General features: G+C 63.3%; 17 protein-coding genes. 13 read left to right on the plus strand and 4 right to left on the minus strand.

Annotated elements, in window-relative coordinates; all coding sequences use genetic code 11:
• Position 1: 1 nt before the first annotated feature.
• The gene (locus tag EU811_RS11250; protein ID WP_142938499.1) at positions 2-802 is read left to right on the plus strand and encodes a thiazole synthase; all 801 of its coding nucleotides are present in this window, start codon (positions 2-4) and stop codon (positions 800-802) included.
• 153 nt (positions 803-955) lie between these two features.
• On the opposite strand, the gene EU811_RS11255 is transcribed toward EU811_RS11250, so the two are convergent.
• Genes EU811_RS11255 through EU811_RS11265 form a run of 3 tightly spaced genes read right to left on the minus strand, consistent with a single transcriptional unit; the run spans position 956 to position 2,305 of the window.
• On the minus strand, positions 956-1,258 hold the full coding sequence (locus tag EU811_RS11255) for a hypothetical protein (RefSeq protein ID WP_011775413.1): 303 nt from the start codon (positions 1,256-1,258) through the stop codon (positions 956-958).
• Between the two features lie 37 nt (positions 1,259-1,295).
• On the minus strand, positions 1,296-1,520 hold the full coding sequence (locus EU811_RS11260; RefSeq protein WP_142938500.1) for a DUF3107 domain-containing protein: 225 nt from the start codon (positions 1,518-1,520) through the stop codon (positions 1,296-1,298).
• 50 nt (positions 1,521-1,570) lie between these two features.
• Positions 1,571-2,305: a TetR/AcrR family transcriptional regulator gene (locus EU811_RS11265; RefSeq protein WP_142938501.1), complete on the minus strand. Its 735-nt coding sequence runs from the start codon at positions 2,303-2,305 to the stop codon at positions 1,571-1,573.
• A 6-nt stretch (positions 2,306-2,311) separates the two neighbouring features.
• Between EU811_RS11265 and moeB the strand changes: the two genes are divergently transcribed.
• Complete coding sequence (moeB, locus tag EU811_RS11270; RefSeq protein ID WP_142938502.1) at positions 2,312-3,514, plus strand: molybdopterin-synthase adenylyltransferase MoeB; 1,203 nt, start codon at positions 2,312-2,314, stop codon at positions 3,512-3,514.
• A gap of 38 nt (positions 3,515-3,552) precedes the next feature.
• On the plus strand, positions 3,553-4,542 hold the full coding sequence (locus EU811_RS11275) for an SDR family NAD(P)-dependent oxidoreductase (protein ID WP_142938503.1): 990 nt from the start codon (positions 3,553-3,555) through the stop codon (positions 4,540-4,542).
• A 14-nt stretch (positions 4,543-4,556) separates the two neighbouring features.
• On the opposite strand, the gene EU811_RS11280 is transcribed toward EU811_RS11275, so the two are convergent.
• A complete protein-coding gene (locus EU811_RS11280) occupies positions 4,557-5,876 on the minus strand; it encodes a glutamyl-tRNA reductase (RefSeq protein ID WP_142938504.1) in 1,320 nt (439 codons plus the stop codon).
• A gap of 158 nt (positions 5,877-6,034) precedes the next feature.
• Between EU811_RS11280 and hemE the strand changes: the two genes are divergently transcribed.
• From hemE to EU811_RS11330, 10 genes are all read left to right on the plus strand, one after another.
• Positions 6,035-7,150 carry a uroporphyrinogen decarboxylase gene (hemE, locus tag EU811_RS11285; RefSeq protein WP_142938505.1) on the plus strand — a complete coding sequence of 372 codons (1,116 nt, stop codon included), beginning with the start codon at positions 6,035-6,037 and terminating at the stop codon, positions 7,148-7,150.
• Positions 7,151-7,155: 5 nt separating this feature from the next.
• Entirely contained in the window at positions 7,156-8,643 is a 1,488-nt protein-coding gene (hemG, locus tag EU811_RS11290; RefSeq protein WP_142938506.1) for a protoporphyrinogen oxidase, read from the plus strand.
• A gap of 87 nt (positions 8,644-8,730) precedes the next feature.
• Positions 8,731-9,432: a hydrogen peroxide-dependent heme synthase gene (hemQ, locus tag EU811_RS11295; RefSeq protein WP_142938507.1), complete on the plus strand. Its 702-nt coding sequence runs from the start codon at positions 8,731-8,733 to the stop codon at positions 9,430-9,432.
• A complete protein-coding gene (locus EU811_RS11300; protein WP_142938508.1) occupies positions 9,429-10,652 on the plus strand; it encodes a ferrochelatase in 1,224 nt (407 codons plus the stop codon). The genes hemQ and EU811_RS11300 overlap by 4 nt, the downstream gene beginning before the upstream one ends.
• On the plus strand, positions 10,649-11,647 hold the full coding sequence (hemC, locus tag EU811_RS11305; RefSeq protein WP_142938509.1) for a hydroxymethylbilane synthase: 999 nt from the start codon (positions 10,649-10,651) through the stop codon (positions 11,645-11,647). Before EU811_RS11300 ends, hemC begins: the two co-directional genes overlap by 4 nt.
• Positions 11,634-12,512, plus strand: coding sequence for a uroporphyrinogen-III synthase (locus tag EU811_RS11310; RefSeq protein ID WP_142938510.1), 879 nt, complete (start codon positions 11,634-11,636; stop codon positions 12,510-12,512). Before hemC ends, EU811_RS11310 begins: the two co-directional genes overlap by 14 nt.
• Positions 12,509-13,489, plus strand: a complete 981-nt coding sequence (gene hemB, locus EU811_RS11315; RefSeq protein ID WP_142938511.1) for a porphobilinogen synthase — start codon at positions 12,509-12,511, stop codon at positions 13,487-13,489. The genes EU811_RS11310 and hemB overlap by 4 nt, the downstream gene beginning before the upstream one ends.
• Positions 13,489-14,622 carry an LLM class flavin-dependent oxidoreductase gene (locus tag EU811_RS11320; protein WP_187697139.1) on the plus strand — a complete coding sequence of 378 codons (1,134 nt, stop codon included), beginning with the start codon at positions 13,489-13,491 and terminating at the stop codon, positions 14,620-14,622. The genes hemB and EU811_RS11320 overlap by 1 nt, the downstream gene beginning before the upstream one ends.
• Before the next feature lie 43 nt (positions 14,623-14,665).
• On the plus strand, positions 14,666-15,985 hold the full coding sequence (gene hemL, locus EU811_RS11325) for a glutamate-1-semialdehyde 2,1-aminomutase (protein ID WP_142938512.1): 1,320 nt from the start codon (positions 14,666-14,668) through the stop codon (positions 15,983-15,985).
• A 112-nt stretch (positions 15,986-16,097) separates the two neighbouring features.
• Positions 16,098-17,372, plus strand: a complete 1,275-nt coding sequence (locus EU811_RS11330; protein WP_142938513.1) for a glycoside hydrolase family 3 N-terminal domain-containing protein — start codon at positions 16,098-16,100, stop codon at positions 17,370-17,372.
• Positions 17,373-17,423 lie beyond the last annotated feature (51 nt).

Consider the following 17,423-nt stretch of genomic DNA (forward strand, 5'->3'; position numbering starts at 1 on the left):
CATGACAACAGCAAACATTGACGGTCGAACCACTGATGTGCTGGCGATCGACGGCGTGGAATTCGGTTCCCGACTCATCATGGGCACCGGAGGCGCGCCGAGCCTTGATGGCCTGGGATCAGCGCTCCTGGCTTCGGGGACCGAGCTCACCACCGTAGCCATGCGGCGCTACTCACCCGCCGAAACGGGATCCCTGTTCCAGCTCCTGGTGGACCACAACATCCGGGTACTTCCCAACACTGCGGGCTGCTTTACTGCCAAGGACGCCGTGATGACCGCTGAACTGGCCCGCGAAGCGCTGGAGACAGATTGGGTGAAGTTGGAAGTCATCGCCGACGAACACACGCTCCTGCCCGACGCCGTGGAACTGGTGGATGCAACGGAACAACTGGTGAACCGGGGCTTCAAGGTTTTCGCCTACACAAATGACGATCCCGTGCTCGCGCTCAGGCTCGAGAACCTGGGTGCCACCGCCGTCATGCCCTTGGGATCACCCATTGGAACCGGCCTCGGCATCCTGAACCCACACAACATTGAACTCATCGTGTCCCGGGCCTCCGTACCCGTGGTCCTCGACGCGGGAATCGGAACCGCCTCCGATGCCGCGTTGGCCATGGAGCTGGGCTGTGACGCCGTCCTGCTGGCCACCGCTGTAACCCGGGCCCAGAACCCGGTGCAGATGGGGGAGGCCTTCAAGCACGCTGTCATCGCCGGTAGGCTTGCGCGGCAGGCAGGCCGGATTCCCCGGCGGGAGCACGCGCTCGCGTCCTCGGCGATGGAAGGCCGGGCAGAGTTCCTCTGATCCGAACCCTCGGAATGTGGCAGCCGGGCTCGGCGACTCATTTCAGAACGACAACCTCGGCGCACACGCGGCGTCGTGCGGGGCTTAAGTCGTGCCGGGGCTTAAACAGTAGTGACCGCCACCATGGGGTGACGGTCACTACTGTCTAAGGTTCTAAAGCCGCAGCGCCTTGGTGAGGGCCGCAGTATCGTGCTGGGTCCTGGTCCGGCCGAGAAAGAGCACCACGGCAACCGCCGCGGCAGTGCCGAGCACAATAGGTAGGACCCACGGAATCCACGTTGCGCCAGGCTGGTAGCCCAATCCGGCGCTGATGAACGCGATCCAACTCAGCGTGCCCACAGCTGCTGAGACACCGGCCGGCAGCGCGATCCCGTACTTGCCGTGCCGCTTGTCGTTAGCCCACACAATGAAACCGGTGGCAATGGTGGCCAGAACCACCACGACGAGAGAAAGCATGAAAACTCCTTAGCGGACGACGAGACGTAGGAAGACCCTAGAGAGCGCCGAAGCCGACGCGCCGGGTTTCCTCGGCGCCGATTTCCACGTAGCCCAGCACGTTGCCGGGAACAATGACCTGTCGGCCCTTGTCATCAGTGAGGCGAAGCTCGGAGCCTTTGGTCACGGCCTCAGCCACAATCTTGGCGACGGCGTCGGCATCCAGGGAGGATTCGAGCACGATCTCACGGCCAACGTTCTGAATGCCGATCTTTACTTCCACAGCAAGGCCTCCAAGCCAATCAAGTGTTAAGTCAGTCCTCTATTTGTAGCCTAGGACTCTTTGGGGAATCGACTGATTCCGCGCCAAGCTAAACGATAGATCAGATCGCTGGCCACATCGAGGTCCAGGTTTCCGTCCGTTTCGAGCCAATATCTGGCGCTCACCTGAGCCATTCCGGCCAAACCACGGCCAAGAAGCTGCGCTTCCAGAGGGGGCAGCTTGGTGTCCTCGGCAATAACACGGGCCACGGCGTCCGCGAACGTTTTGTTGAAAGTCTCCAAACGCGAACTGACATCGGCATCATTGATCAGGTCCGATTCGAACACCAGGCGATGGGCTTGGTCGTCGTCGGCAATGAACCTGTAGTAAGCGCGCATGACGGCCTTGACGCGTTCCTTGTTATCCGTGGTGGAGTTCAAGGCGTTGAGCATCAGCTGCGTCAGTGTTGCAAGGTGGCTGTCCAGGAGCGCCATGTATAGCTCGCGCTTGGAGGGGAAGTGCTGATAGAGCACTGGTTTGCTCACGTGGGCGGCCTCCGCGATTTCGTCCATGGCTGCCCCGTGGAAGCCGTTGGCAACGAATACTTCCAGCGCCGCGGTCAGCAACTGTGCGCGGCGCTCGTCCCGCGGCAACCTTGGTGAACGCGTTGTACCTGCCCGTTCCTGCCTGGCCGGTGCCCCATCGTTTGCCCGTGTGCCGTCAGCCACAGTCTGCCGCCTTTCCTTCGCAGTTATGACTACTCTACCGGGGGGTAATATGACCGGGCGGCATCTGCAGGCATAGATTGGGGTATGGCCTCAATTGTTGCTGCCCACGCTACTGCGCCCGCTGTCCTCCCGCCCCTCGTTGAACCGGCCGCCGAACTTACGCCGGCCGAGGTGGAACGGTATTCCCGGCATCTCATCATTCCTGAAATTGGCGCCCTGGGCCAACGCAGGCTCAAGAATGCCAAAGTCCTGGTCATAGGCGCCGGTGGCCTTGGTTCCCCCGCACTGCTGTACCTGGCCGCTGCCGGAGTGGGCACCCTGGGCATACTGGACGATGACGCGGTGGACCTTAGCAACCTGCAGCGGCAGGTCATCCATGGTGTGAAGGACGTGGGTACGCCCAAGGTCGAATCCGCACGTGACGCCATCGCAGAACTCAACCCCTTGGTCAACGTTGTCCTGCACAATGTCCGCCTTGACGCTTCCAATGCGCTGGATCTGTTTGCGCAGTATGACCTCATCCTGGACGGCGCTGACAACTTTGCAACGCGGTATCTGGTGAACGACGCCGCTGCCATCCTCGGCAAGCCCTATGTCTGGGGATCCATCTTCCGCTTTGACGGCCAGGTGAGCGTCTTCTGGGCCGACCACGGGCCCACGTACAGGGATCTCTACCCGGAAGCGCCTCCCGCCGGCTCGGTGCCGTCCTGTGGCGAGGGTGGCGTGTTCGGCATGCTCTGCGCAGCGGTTGGATCGCTCATGGTCACCGAGGCCGTGAAGCTGATTACCGGCGTCGGGCGTTCATTGCTGGGCCGGGTGGCACTTTTTGATGCTTTGGGCGGAAACTGGCGCGAGATCAAGGTCTCAAAGGATCCGGAAGCCGAACCCATTACGGAATTGACCGACTACGAGGCCTTCTGTGGAGTAACGCCGCCGGCGGCCACGGACCAGGAGCACACTGTTTCCGCCAAAGACCTGGCCGCAATGCTTGCCGAACGGGAGTTGGGGGAGCGGGACTTCGAACTCGTGGATGTCCGCGAGTCGGGCGAGCACAGCATCGTGAGCATCGACGGCTCTATCCTGATTCCGCAGGGCCGCATACTCTCCGGCGAAGCGTGGGTGGAGCTGCCGCAGGACAGGGACATCGTGTTCCACTGCAAGGCCGGGACTCGATCGGCTGCTGTCCTTGAAGCGGCGCAAAAGGCCGGCTACACGCGCGTCAGCCATCTCGACGGCGGTATTCTCGCCTGGGTGCGCGATGTGGAACCGGAGAAGCCCATTTACTGATCGTTGCCCGTTCAGGCCTTTGTCTGTAAAGCTCAACCATGAGCGAAGATCTGGCAGAGACCCTGCAACACCCTCTTGGTTCCGGTTTTGGGCACGGTTCCACCGCCCGGGAGGTCATCGATGGAATCGACCTCGCCGGAAAGGCGGCTATCGTTACCGGCGGATACTCCGGGCTCGGCCTGGAGACAGTTCGGGCGCTGGTTTCAGCCGGCGCGGAAGTCACAGTCCCGGCTCGCAGGACCGAACACGCGAAGGAAGTGCTGGCTGGCGCCGGTCTCGGTGACACGGTCACGGTGGAAGAGATGGACCTGGCAGACCAGGACAGCGTTAAAGCATTCGCCCAGCGATACATGGCCGGGCACGGTTCGTTGGAGATCCTCATCAACAACGCGGCCATCATGGCAAGCCCGGAACAACACGTGGGACCGGGCTGGGAAGCCCAGTTCGACACCAACCACCTGGGGCACTTCACTCTGGTCAACGCCCTCTGGCCTGCCCTGTCGGCATCCGGCAACGCCCGCGTAGTTTCCTTATCCTCCACCGGCCACAAGCTGTCCCCGATCCGGTTCGAGGACATCAATTTCGCTACCGGCTACGACAAATGGCGGGCCTATGGTCAGGCCAAGACGGCCAATTCACTTTTTGCCGTGGAACTTGACCGGCGGGGACGGGAATTCGGCGTGCGGTCTTTCGCGGTGCATCCAGGGGGCATCATGACTGAGCTGCAACGGCATTTGCCCAAGGAAGAGATGGTGGCCGCAGGCTGGATGGACGGCGAGGGAAATCTCCGGGAAGGATTCAAGACGCCGGAACAGGGCGCAGCAACCTCGGTTTGGGCGGCGACGTCACCGGCTTTGGCAGGCAAAGGCGGGGTTTACTGCGAGGACTGCGACATCGCCAATCCCACCGACAAAGATTCACCCCTCGCCCGCTACCAAGGTGTGGACGCGCACGCTATCGACAAAGCAGAAGCAGGGAAACTGTGGGACCTGTCCGCCGAGCTGACAGGTATCAACGCTTTCGCGTAAGTGGCGAGGTGGCCTCAGGCGCTTTCGGAGCGGAGTTGCCCGTGATCCACCGGGCACTCCGCGGCCGGGGCGGCTTGGGGCTTCTCCACCTCGATGCCGTAGAGGGCTTCCAGAGCGGCAACATACTCTTCCTGTTGGCCGTTGGCTGCCAGTTCGCGTGCCCTGACCGTAGGAATGTGCAGGAGCTGCTTCACCATCCGGCGGAGGGCGAACTCAACCTCTTCGGCGGCGGCGGTGCAACCATGCCGTGCCCGGACTTTTTCCATTTCCGCGTCAAGGACGTTCATGGTGTGGCGGCGCAGCGCCACAATGGCAGTGTCCACGGAGCGGGCTTCGCGTTCGGACTCGAAGGAGGTGGCGGCGCCGTTGACTATTGCGCTGGCCTGGGAAAGTGACTCTGCCTGCTCCTGAGGCGCAGCCAGCCGTACGGATTCAAGCGTCAGGAGCTCAACGCCATCGAGTTCGCCCACTGCGGGGTCGAAGTCGTGGGTGAGGGCGAGGTCGATAGCGATCAAGGGTTTGCCCGAGTGGGCCCGGACGCGGGCAAGATCGGCGGCCTCCACTCTGTTGTCAGAGCCGCTGCAGCCAATCATGACGTCAGCTGCGGCAACAGCAGCGGGAAGAGTGTCGGCGTCGAGGGCGGTTCCGCCGCGGGTGGCTACGAAGCCCTCGGCGCGGCCGGAGGAGGAATAAACGGAAACATCTGTGCAGCCGCGCTCACGCAGGAGCGACATGGTGGCGCCGGCATAGGCCCCTGTTCCGAAGACCACCACTTTCTTGGTGGACCAATCGTCGTTCTCGGCGAGGTCGGTGGCGAGGTCCAAGGCGACGGAAACGATTGAAAGCCCACGGGAGCCGAGGGCTGTCTGTGCGCCCACGTCCTTTGCCGTTTTGGAGGCCGCCTGGAAGAGCCGCACGAGGCCCGAGCTGGCGGTGCCTTCCTGCTGGGCGGTGATCAGTGCCCGGCGGACCTGGCCTGCGATCTCGCGCTCACCTACCACGGCTGAATCCAGGCCAGCGCTCACAGCAAACAGGTGCCGTGTGACGTCCGGACCGGTGTTTGTGGCGAAGGAGCGTGAGACGAGTTGCTCGTTGAGGCCACTGAGTTCGCTGATCTGGGAGACAAGGGCCGAACGAGCCGCCTCAAGGTCAGCTCCGTTGGCTGTTTCTCCGTAAATTTCGTAGCGGTTGCACGTGGCCAAGACAACGGCTCCGGAAACCAGGGAGGAGTCTGTCAGGGCTGCCGAGGCAAGCTCAGAGGAACCGTTGCTCAACTGAGCGACAGTTTCGAGGTCGATGTCGGCGTGTGTAGCCACCAATGAGAAAAGAACCACAGCACCCCAATCATAGCTTTTTCGTAGCCCGGTAGAACAATGCAGCACCGTGGTGATCCCCACGAAGGCCAGTGATCCCCGACACAACGGCCCGGGCCGGGCGCGACGTGACAGCTTGTCGTTATCTTTTGCCCCGGATTTTCGGCACAATCGAAGGCATGACTTCTAGCGCGGCAGCATCCAACAGTACGGCTTCCAACGCCCCGGCGGGAACCCTCGGCGCCAACCACCCGCTCAACGACGGCCGTACCTCGGACTCGCCGTTGATCACTGCCTACCGCGGTGGCACGCCGTCCCGCAGGCCTGTATGGTTCATGCGCCAGGCGGGTCGTTCCCTGCCTGAGTATCTGAAGGTCCGCCAAGGCGTTGCCATGCTGGACTCTTGCCTGCGGCCTGAACTGGCCGCCGAGATCACCCTGCAGCCGGTTCGCCGCCACGACGTTGACGCCGCCATCTTCTTCTCGGACATCGTTATTCCGTTGAAGCTCGCCGGCGTGGGAGTGGACATCGTCCCCGGCGTAGGACCCGTGTTGGACAAGCCGGTGCGAACGGCAGCTGATGTGGCCGCCCTTCCCACCCTGACGTGGGAAGCCCTCGAGCCGATCCGCGAAGCCGTCCGCCTGACGGTTGCCGAACTCGGAAAGACCCCGCTGATCGGCTTCGCCGGTGCGCCATTCACCCTGGCCGCCTACATGGTTGAAGGGAAGCCCTCCCGTGATCACCTCGGGCCCCGAACCATGATGCACGCCGATCCCGAGACGTGGGCGGCGCTGGCCAACTGGGCTGCCGATACCTCCGGAATGTTCCTTCAGGCCCAACTTGAGGCAGGCGCTTCGGCGGCGCAGCTCTTCGATTCCTGGGCCGGATCCCTTGGCCTGGCTGACTACACCAAGTACGTGGCGCCGGCATCCACCCGGGCGCTGGACCACGTCCGTGGACTCGGGGCGCCGTTGATCCACTTTGGAACCGGCACTTCCGAGCTTCTGGTTGCCATGCGCGACGTCGGCGTAGACGTCGTAGGTGTGGACTACCGGCTGCCCTTGGACGAAGCCAACCGACGCCTGGGTGGAACTGTGCCGCTTCAAGGCAACATCGACCCCGCTCTTCTGTCCGCCCCGTGGGAGGTCCTTGAAGCCCACGTCCGGGAGGTCATCGCTGCTGGTTCCCACGCCCCGGGCCATGTGCTGAACCTTGGTCATGGAGTTCCTCCCGAAACAGACCCCACCGTTCTGACGCGCGTTGTGGAGCTCATCCACTCCATCCCTGCGGAGTAGGCGCTATGCGCGCGGGGCATGCGACGTCCGCGTCGGAGCCGATACCAGCAGCTGCACGGCCAACTGCCGTGGTAGTTGGCGGCGGCATCTCAGGCCTGATCGCTGCGCGGGAGCTTGCCGCGGCCGGGTCAGCGGTTACTGTCCTCGAGGCGACCACCGCATGGGGAGGCTGCGTGGGAAGCCATGTTGTTGCCGGGCTGCGTCTGGACAGCGGGGCGGAGTCGTTTGCCACACGGTCCACGGCCGTCGCCGACCTCGCGCGTGAGTTGGGCCTGGCGGACCATATAGTTGCTCCCCATCCCGGAGGTGCCTGGGTGCAGCTTCCGGACGGCCCGCAGGAGCTTCCCAAAACCGGAGTACTCGGTATTCCCGCGAATCCCTGGGACCCTGAGGTTCGACGATCCCTGGGTCTCCTCGGAGCCATCAGAGCCTCGTTTGACCGCTGGCTCCCGGCATCTGTCGGTACGTCCGCGGAGGTCACCAGTGTTGCCGCTCTGGTTGGTACCCGTATGGGCAAAAGGGTTCTGGAGCGGCTTGTTTCGCCGGTGGTAGGCGGCGTTCATTCCGCTGACCCTGCCCTTTTGGACGTGGATATGGTGGCCCCGGGCCTGCGCGCCGGAATCCGCTCTCATGGCTCACTTGCTGCTGCTGTCGCAGCTCAACGCAAAGGGGCCAAGGACGCCCCGTCTTCATCCTCCGGGGCGTCGTCCGGAACGGCAAAAGCGGGTTCCGCCGTGGCCGGCCTGAAGGGTGGAATGAACACTCTGGTGGACGCCCTCGTCGCTGACCTGCAGGAGCGGGGGGTTCAGTTGCTCGCCGGTCGGCGTGCCGAGGACGTTGTGAAAACTGAAGAGGGTTGGCGGGTCACCGCTGAAAGTTCCACCTACGACGCCGGCCGCCTGGTGGTTGCGCTTGACGGCCCGGCCGCCGTCAGGTTGCTGGAGAAGTCCTTGCCTGTGCTGTCCGGCCTCCGTCCGGCTCCAGGACCCCTGGTAAGCCTGGTGACCTTGGTGGTGGACCTGCCGCAACTTGATGGCAGGCCCAGGGGGACCGGAATCCTGGTTGCACCCGAAACCCCGGGGATCAAGGCCAAAGCCCTCACCCATGCAACGGCGAAGTGGGATTGGTTGGCTGACGAAGCCGGTCCGGGCACCCACGTCCTGCGCCTGTCCTATGGTCGGCGTGAAGTGGCAGGCGGCGGCGCGGACGTTGTCATGGACGATGAGTCGCTCCTTACCGCCGCCGTAGCAGATGCTTCCGCGCTGCTGACGGTTCCGGTATCCAAGGCGGACATCGTGGATTGGGATGTGGTGCGCTGGGCTGGCGCCCTGCCGTTCGCCGCCGTCGGTCATAAACAGCGCGTGGCGGAGGTTCGTCAGGCGTGCGCGTCTGCCGACCGCATTACCGTGGTGGGCGGCTGGTTGGCCGGGAACGGCCTTGCTGCAGTAGTGGCCGATACTCGTGCGCAAGTGGCCCGGGTGCATGCAGGCTGATCGCCAGAATGGTGATTTGCGTCACTTCTACGCCTTGTAGAACTAATCCGTTTCGACTTAGCGGCTGGCACGGGGCAAACTTGAACCATGAGCCACACTTCTGCCGAATCTGTCACTAAAACTGCTGATACCGAAGAGCAGTTCTTCACGCTCTGGACTGTCTTCAAGCGCTCGGCCGATGTCCTGCGCAGCGGCGACGCAGCCCAGGAGTACGAGGCCCTGGTAGAGAAGCTTGCCGAAGGCGGAGTCACCGTTCGCGGCAGCTACGACGTCTCCGCTATGCGCTCCGACGCCGACATCATGGTGTGGCTCCATGGGGCCAAGCCCGAAGACCTGCAGTCCGCGGTCCGCTCCATCCGGCGCAGCAAACTCTTTGCCGGCACCGAGATCGTATGGTCCGCCATGGGCGTGCACCGCGAAGCGGAGTTCTCCAAGAGCCACATTCCGGCCTACGCTCGTGGCGTGGAGCCCAGCACCTGGCTGTGCGTGTACCCCTTCGTCCGCTCTTACGAGTGGTATATCCTCCCGGCCGAGGAACGCGGCGCCATGCTCCGCGAACACGGTCTGCTGGGCAGGGAATTCCCGCAGGTCATCTCCAACACCGTCTCCTCGTTCGCGTTGGGTGACTGGGAATGGATCCTCGGACTCGAGGCACCGGAACTGGTGGACCTTGTGGACCTGATGCGCCATCTGCGGGACAGCGAGGCCCGCAACCACGTCCGTGAAGAAATCCCGTTCTACACCGGCCGCCGCGTGTCCGCTGCCGAGATTGCCGAGGTCCTTGCATGAGCACTCCAGTCGTTTCCACGGCCGTCAACGAAGTCACCGAGCGCGGCCGCCAGGAACCCAAAAATTACGACGCCGTGCTGCTCGCGTCCTTCGGCGGGCCCGAAGGCCAGGACGACGTCATTCCCTTCCTCCGCAATGTCACCCGCGGTCGCGGCATTCCGGATGAACGTCTCGAAGAGGTCTCCCACCACTACCGCGCTTTTGGCGGCATTAGCCCCATCAACCAGCAGAACCGTGAACTGAAGGCTGCCATTGAGGCCGAGCTGGACCGCCGTGGCATCGAACTGCCGGTCCTCTGGGGTAACCGCAACTGGGACCCGTACATCGCCCCGGTACTTCAGGACGCTTACGACGCCGGACACCGCAGGCTCCTGATGCTCACCACCAGCATCTACTCCTGTTACTCAAGCTGCCGCCAGTACCGCGAGGACATCGGCGTTGCCCTGACGGAAACCGGGTTGGATGGCAAGCTCCAGGTGGACAAGATCCGCCAGTACTTCGACCACCCCGGCGTAGTCCAGCCCTTCCTGGAGGGTACATCTGCGGGCTTGGAGGAGATCCGCGGCAAGCTCGTCGCAGCCGGCGAGACTGACCCGGACTCAAAGATCCGCGTCCTGTTTGCTACGCACTCGATCCCCACCCGGGATGCCGAGGCCGCTGGAAGGTCCGAGGACGAGCCCCGCGAATTCGCGGAAGGCTCGGCTTATGCTGCCCAGCACTTGGCCAACGCCAAGGCCATCATGGATGTTGTGGCACCCAACGTTGCCTGGGACCTGGTGTACCAGTCCCGTTCCGGCGCCCCTCACATCCCGTGGCTTGAGCCGGACATCAACGACCACCTCGAGGAAATCGCCCCTGAAGGGGTCCGCGGCGTCGTCATTGTTCCCCTCGGCTTCGTCAGCGATCACATGGAAGTTGCCTGGGACCTGGACACCGAGGCTCTGGAAACCTGCAAGGACCTCGGCATCGAAGCAACCCGTGTCCCCACCCCGGGTACGCACGCAGCTTTCGTGTCCGGCCTGGTAGACCTGATCTGCGAACGCACGGTGGAGAACAACATCGCCGAGCGCCCCCACGTGACGGACCTGGGTGCTTGGTACGACGTCTGCCGTCCCAACTGCTGCGAAAACTTCCGCGGAGCGAAGCCCGTCATTTCGGAAGTTGGTACCACAGTGGGCATCGGGCACGACGCGTACCCCGCTCCGGAGGCTGCCAAGTGACCGTACGCATCGGCACCAGGGCGAGCAAGCTCGCCCTGACGCAGACGCAGCAAACTGCGGACCGGTTGGCTGCCGTTGGCGGCTTCCCTGTGGAACTCGTGCACATCAAGACCGAGGGCGACGTCAAAACCGGGTCCCTTTCCCAGATGGGCGGCACAGGCGTGTTCGTCGCGGCCCTTCGGGACGCACTTCTCGCTGAGACCTGTGACGTTGCCGTGCACTCCCTCAAGGACCTGCCCACGGGCGCCGCACTTGGCCTGAGCATCGCTGCAACACCCAAACGGGTGGATGTCCGCGACGTACTCTGTGCCCGCGATGGCATGACGCTCGCCGAACTGCCGGGCGGCGCCAAAGTCGGTACAGGCTCACCACGGCGGGCCGCGCAACTCCGGGCTGCACGTCCGGACATTGAGGTGCTCGACATCCGTGGGAACGTGGATACCCGCCTCGGCCGTGTCCCTGGTTTGCCGGGAAATGTGACCGATGTTGTTGTCCCCGGCAAGACCTGCGATCTTGACGCTGTGGTGTTGGCCGCAGCGGGCTTGGAACGCATGGATCGGTTGGACACCGTCAGCGAATTCTTCGAATCCGACGTCATGCTGCCGGCCCCCGGGCAGGGAGCGTTGGCCATCGAATGCCGGACGGATGACGCTCCGCCACTGGGCGGTTCCACCGAGGGATCAAACTCGGTGCTGGCCCAGGCCCTTGCCGCTTTGAACGACGACGACACACGCCTCGCCGTTACGGCCGAGCGTGCCGTTCTGGCCCGGCTCGAAGCCGGTTGTGCTGCCCCCGTGGGGGCTTACGCCTTCCGGAAGGGCAGCATGCTGCACCTTGAAGCAGTGGTCTGCGCCGTGGACGGCACCAAGACAGTCCGCGAAAAGAAAGCCACGGACGGTCTAACGGAAGTCGGAGCCACGTTGCTCGGCATCGAAGTGGCTGAGCTCTTGCTCGCTGCCGGTGCCGCGGAGATCGCGGACCTTGCCGCGTCCTGAGCCGTATGAAGTAAATGGGCTGACCGGCCGGCGTGTCCTGATCACCAGGAGCGCCGACCGTGCACGCCCTTTGGCGGCGCTGCTGAGTGAGTTGGGGGCCGAGCCCTTGGTGCTTCCGCTCATCGATTTTGAGAGGGCAGGGGACCAGGCTTCCCTTGATGCGGCCTTGGACAAGTTGGCGGCCGGTGACTTTGACTGGCTGGTGATCAGCAGTATCACCACCGTCCGGGTTCTCATGGAGAAGGCTGCCCAGCGCGGGATGGCACTCGCGGATCTTGTTCCATCGGGAACAAAGGTGGCCACCATTGGCTCTTCGTCCCATCAGGTTCTCGAATCCGTAGGCCTCGCCGTTGCTCTGGCGCCTGAGGATGTCCAATCGGCGGACGGCCTCCTTGCTGTGTGGGAAGCGTCCCGCGTACGCGTGTTCCTGCCCCAAGCCGATATTGCGGCGGCCAGCCTGCGCGACGGCCTGGCGGCAAGCGGTGCGGACGTGACGTCCGTGGTCGCCTACCGCACGGTTGACTACCCTGCCCGTGCCGAACTCCGCCTGACAGCGGTACTTCCCTCCGGCGTCGGGACGTCCTTCACTGACGATCCGGCAACACTTGTTCCGGAAGACGCGCGGGCAGCACTGGATGCCGGAACCGTGGACGCTGTGGTGGCTGCTTCTCCCAGCGCGACGCGCCGTATCGCTGCAACATTGATGCCCTTGGGCAGGTGCCGGCTGATCGCCATTGGACGGCCGACGGCGGCAGAGGCCTCCCGGATAGGCCTCACCGTGGCAGCCACCGCCAAAGAACCAACCCCGGACGGCATTGTGGCCGCCTTGGAATCTGTTTTCGCCAACGAAGGGAAATCGTCATGAGCTTTCCGAACCATCGTCCCCGCCGCTTGCGCACCACTCCCGCCATGCGCAGGCTCACCGCCGAAAACCGCCTGGCGCCCGCGGACCTGATCCTCCCGGCGTTCATCCGGGAAGGCCTCACCGAGCCGAGTCCCATCAGCTCCATGCCGGGAGTCGTCCAACACACCACAGAGTCCCTCAAACGGGCCGCAGCCGAAGCCGTGGAGTTGGGCGTAGGAGGCATCATGCTGTTCGGTGTGCCCGCCGAACGCGATGCGCAAGGCACCGCTGCGCTGGACCCGGATGGCGTCTTGAACAAGGCCATCCGCGACGTCAAAGCCGAGGTGGGCGATTGCCTGGTGATCATGGGCGATGTTTGCCTCGACGAGTTCACCGACCACGGCCACTGCGGCGTCCTCGATTCCGAGGGCTACGTGGATAACGACGCCACGCTGGAGATCTACGGTCAGATGGCAGTTGCCCAGGCCGACGCGGGCGCCCACGTGCTGGGGCCCTCGGGAATGATGGACGGCCAGATCGCGGTCATCCGTCAAGCACTGGAGGAATCCGGACACAAAAACACAGCAGTCCTTGCCTACGCAGCTAAATACGCCTCAGCGTTCTACGGCCCGTTCCGTGAGGCCGTGGATTCCCAACTCAAGGGTGATCGCCGTACTTACCAGATGGACGCAGCCAACCGCCGGGAAGCCATCCTGGAGGTGGAACTCGACCTCGAAGAAGGCGCCGACATGGTGATGGTCAAGCCCGCCATGAGCTACCTGGACATTCTCGCTGATGTGGCTGCAATGAGTCCGGTGCCTGTTTCGGCCTACCAAATCTCAGGCGAATACGCCATGATCGAAGCGGCCGCCGCCAACGGCTGGATCGACAGGCGGGGCGCCATTACTGAATCTGTCCTCGGCATCAAGCGTGCTGGAGCCGATACCGTATTGACCTACTGGGCCTCCGAACTGGCAGGCTGGTTGAAGGAGTCCTGATGTCTTCTCTCCCTGCAGAATCCGCTGTTCCCCTGGATCCCACGGCACCGTCCCGGACCGCCGTGCCTTCCGATCCCGCTGCGCCAGTGGCGGCCAACCAGATCCTGCTCGGCCTGAACACCTTCGGCGACGCCGGTGTGGATGCTGACGGAAACCCCAAGGAGCATGCGCTTGTCCTGCGGGAGCTGCTGCAGGAAGCGAAACTGGCTGACGCCGTCGGAATCCATGCCTTTGGCGTGGGGGAGCACCACCGCCGCGATTTCGCTGTGTCCGCGCCTGAGGTTTTCCTTGCTGCGGCGGCCGCCGTGACATCACGGATCCGCTTGGGGTCCGCTGTTACCGTGCTCAGCTCAGATGATCCCATCCGCGTCTTCCAACGTTTCGCCACGGTTGATGCCTTGTCCAATGGCAGGGCCGAGGTCATGCTCGGCAGGGGTTCGTTCGTGGAGTCATTCCCGCTGTTTGGCTTGGACTTGGCAGACTACGAAGTCCTCTTCGAAGAAAAACTGGAGCTGTTCGACAAAGTACGCGCCCAGAAACCCGTTCATTGGGCGGGGCGCACGCGGCCCAACGTCAATGGGTTGCAGGTATACCCCCAACTCCAGCATCACCTCCTGCCGGCCTGGATTGGTGTGGGTGGCACACCGGAGTCCGTGCTGCGCTGCGCCGAATACGGCTACCCCATCATTTTCGCCATTATTGGGGGAGAGCCCCGACGCTTCGCACCGCTGGTCAACCTGTACCGTGAGGCGATGGCAAAGTACGGCCATCCCATGCGCCAGATTGCCACGCACTCACCAGGATTCATCGCGGACACGGACGAGGCCGCCCGCGAGGAGCTGTTCCCGCATTGGCTGGAGCAGCGCAACAGGATCGGTGCCGAGCGTGGGTGGGGGCCAGGGAACCGTGGCGAGTTCGACGCCATGTGCGGCCCTGAGGGTGCCCTCTATGTTGGTTCCCCGGAAACCGTGGCGCAGAAAATCGCTCTTCTCAAGAGGAATCTCGGTGTGGACCGATTCGACCTCAAATACAGCAATGGAACGTTGCCGCATCAGTCAATGATGCGCTGCATTGAGCTCTACGGCACCGAGGTGGCCCCGCGGGTCACCGAGCTGCTGGCCGACGCCGCATAAGACTGCGCCCGGCCAAGCTGAAATCACTGAAAGAATAGGAACCATGACCTCAAATACCCCCGTGTCCGATCAACTGTACGACCGTGCCCGGTCCCTGATGCCCGGCGGCGTGAATTCGCCGGTGCGGGCCTTCGGTTCAGTGGGCGGTACCCCGAAGTTCATGGTCTCGGCCAAGGGCGCCTACCTGACGGACGCGGACGGCAAGGAATACGTGGACCTCGTCTGCTCCTGGGGGCCTGCGTTGTTGGGACACGCCCACCCCGCCGTGCTTGATGCCGTTCACGCAGCCGTGGATCGTGGCCTTTCTTTCGGAGCTTCCACACCGGACGAAGCCAACCTCGCTGAGATCGTCAAGGACCGGGTGTCCGCTGTTGAACGCCTGCGGATGGTATCCACTGGAACCGAAGCCACCATGACGGCCGTTCGTTTGGCCCGCGGTTTCACCGGCCGCAACTTGATCATCAAGTTTGCCGGGTGCTACCACGGCCACTTGGACGGGCTGTTGGCAGCGGCAGGATCCGGCGTGGCAACGTTGGCTTTGCCCGGCTCTGCCGGCGTTACGGAGGCCACTGCCGCTGAAACCCTGGTTCTGCCGTACAACGATCTCGCCGCCGTCGAGGCTGCCTTCGCTGCGCACGGCAAAAACATTGCTGCCGTCATCACCGAAGCGGCACCGGCCAACATGGGCGTCGTCACCCCGGGTGAGGGCTTCAACGCAGGCTTGTCCCGCATCACCAAGGAGCACGGTGCGCTCCTGATCGTGGACGAAGTCCTCACCGGCTTCCGTACCGGGTACGCCGGCTACTGGGGCTTGACCGGCCGCCAGGAAGGCTGGGCTCCGGACCTGCTCACCTTCGGTAAGGTCATTGGTGGTGGAATGCCGACGGCGGCACTCGGCGGCCGTGCCGACGTGATGGACTACCTTGCTCCCGTCGGTCCCGTGTACCAGGCCGGAACCCTGTCCGGAAACCCCGTGGCCATGGCTGCAGGAGTGGCAACTCTGACCCACGCAACTCCTGAGGTCTACGCCTACGTTGATGGCCGCTCGCTGGAACTCTCCGCAGCGCTTTCCTCTGCCCTTGATGCAGCAGGGGTGGACCACTCGATCCAGCGGGCGGGCAATCTGTTCTCCGTGGCGTTTGGGACCTCCGCCCATGGCGTACACAACTACGACGACGCGCAGCGGCAGGAAAGCTTCCGCTATGCCCCGTTCTTCCACTCCATGCTGGACTCAGGCGTCTACCTTCCGCCGTCGGTCTTCGAAGCCTGGTTCCTTTCCGCCGCTCACGACGACGCAGCGATGAACCGGATTATCGACGCCCTTCCGGCGGCGACAAAGGCTGCAGCGGGCGCTACGGCTTAGTTTTTTAGTGATGCCCCGGCCAGATGCTCGAAGCATGTGGCCGGGGCATCGTTGTTTGTCCCGGGGTAGGCTCGTAGGTGGAAACCCACCCCCAACGAATTCACGGTTTACCATGCGCAAGTTCCCGTCCATTGCATCGATTAGTGTCAGCATCGCCACCGCCGGTGTACTTCTGGCGACGGCCTCGGGTTGTTCCAGTGGCCCATCCAACTCCGGCCAAGCCACGGCGGAGGGGACGCCGTCTGTTTCTCCTTCCTCGCCGACAACCACACCGGCACCCTCATCCCCGCCGGCGTCAACCACGCCGTCTGCTGTTACTTCCCCGCCTCCCTCCGCGGCGCCTAGCACCCCGTCATCTGTAGAGAAACAACTCGCCGCGCTCAGCCTTGAGCAGCGCGTGGGACAACTGTTCATGGTGGCCTCTAAAGCCACCGGCGCCGAACCCGGAACCATGGAAGCACTGACCAAGTACCATGCCGGAAACGTTTATCTCAGCGGGCGCAGCAAGGCCGGAACTGCTCCGACGGCTGCCGTGGTGTCTGCCTTGACGGGCACTGTCTCTGCTGCCACAACGGGCGGGCTGCCTCTTTTTGTTGCTACCGACCAAGAAGGCGGATACGTTCAGGTGCTCTCCGGCCCGGGCTTCTCCACGATTCCTACTGCCCTGGTCCAAGCATCTTCCGGGGCGGCCAAGCTCCGGGCGGATGCCGCCACGTGGGGAAAGGAACTTCGCAGCATAGGGGTCAACGTGAACCTCGCACCGGTCCTGGATACAGTGACCAGCCCGGAATTTGCACCCTCAAATGCCCCCATCGGCCATTTCCAGCGGGAGTACGGCTATGACCCCGGTAACGTTTCGCTGCTGGGCAACGCTTTTGCCGACGGTATGAAAGACGCCGGCGTCGCTCCGGTGGTCAAACACTTCCCGGGCCTGGGCAGAGTGGTTCCCAATACGGACGTCAGCAAAAATGTCCGTGACACCACCACTACAAGGGACGATCCCGCGCTGGAGCCGTTCCACACCGCCATCGCATCGGGTACCAAGTGGGTCATGGTCTCCAACGCCTACTACGACAAGATTGACCCCGCAAACATCGCACCATTCTCAGCGACGATCATGGACGCCATGCTGCGTGCTGACGCAGGTTTCACAGGGATTGTCCTTTCTGACGACCTCTGCAGTGCTGCGCAATTGGAAGCCTGGTCAGATGCTGATCGGGCCCTGAACTTTTTCGGCGCAGGCGGAACCATGTTGGTGTGTGCCGATCCCACCAGCATTCCGGCGATGCACCAAGCTGTAGTGCAAAAGGCCACGTCAGATCCGGCCTTCCGGGCCAAGGTGGACGCCGCTGCGCTTACTGTGTTGCAAGTCAAGGCCGGTCAATAGCGGCTCCACGTCAGGGATCAGGAACAAAGAACCCCGCCTTCCATGTGAAAG

It is taken from the genome of Arthrobacter sp. TS-15 (assembly GCF_006964045.1).
GTDB lineage: Bacteria > Actinomycetota > Actinomycetes > Actinomycetales > Micrococcaceae > Arthrobacter.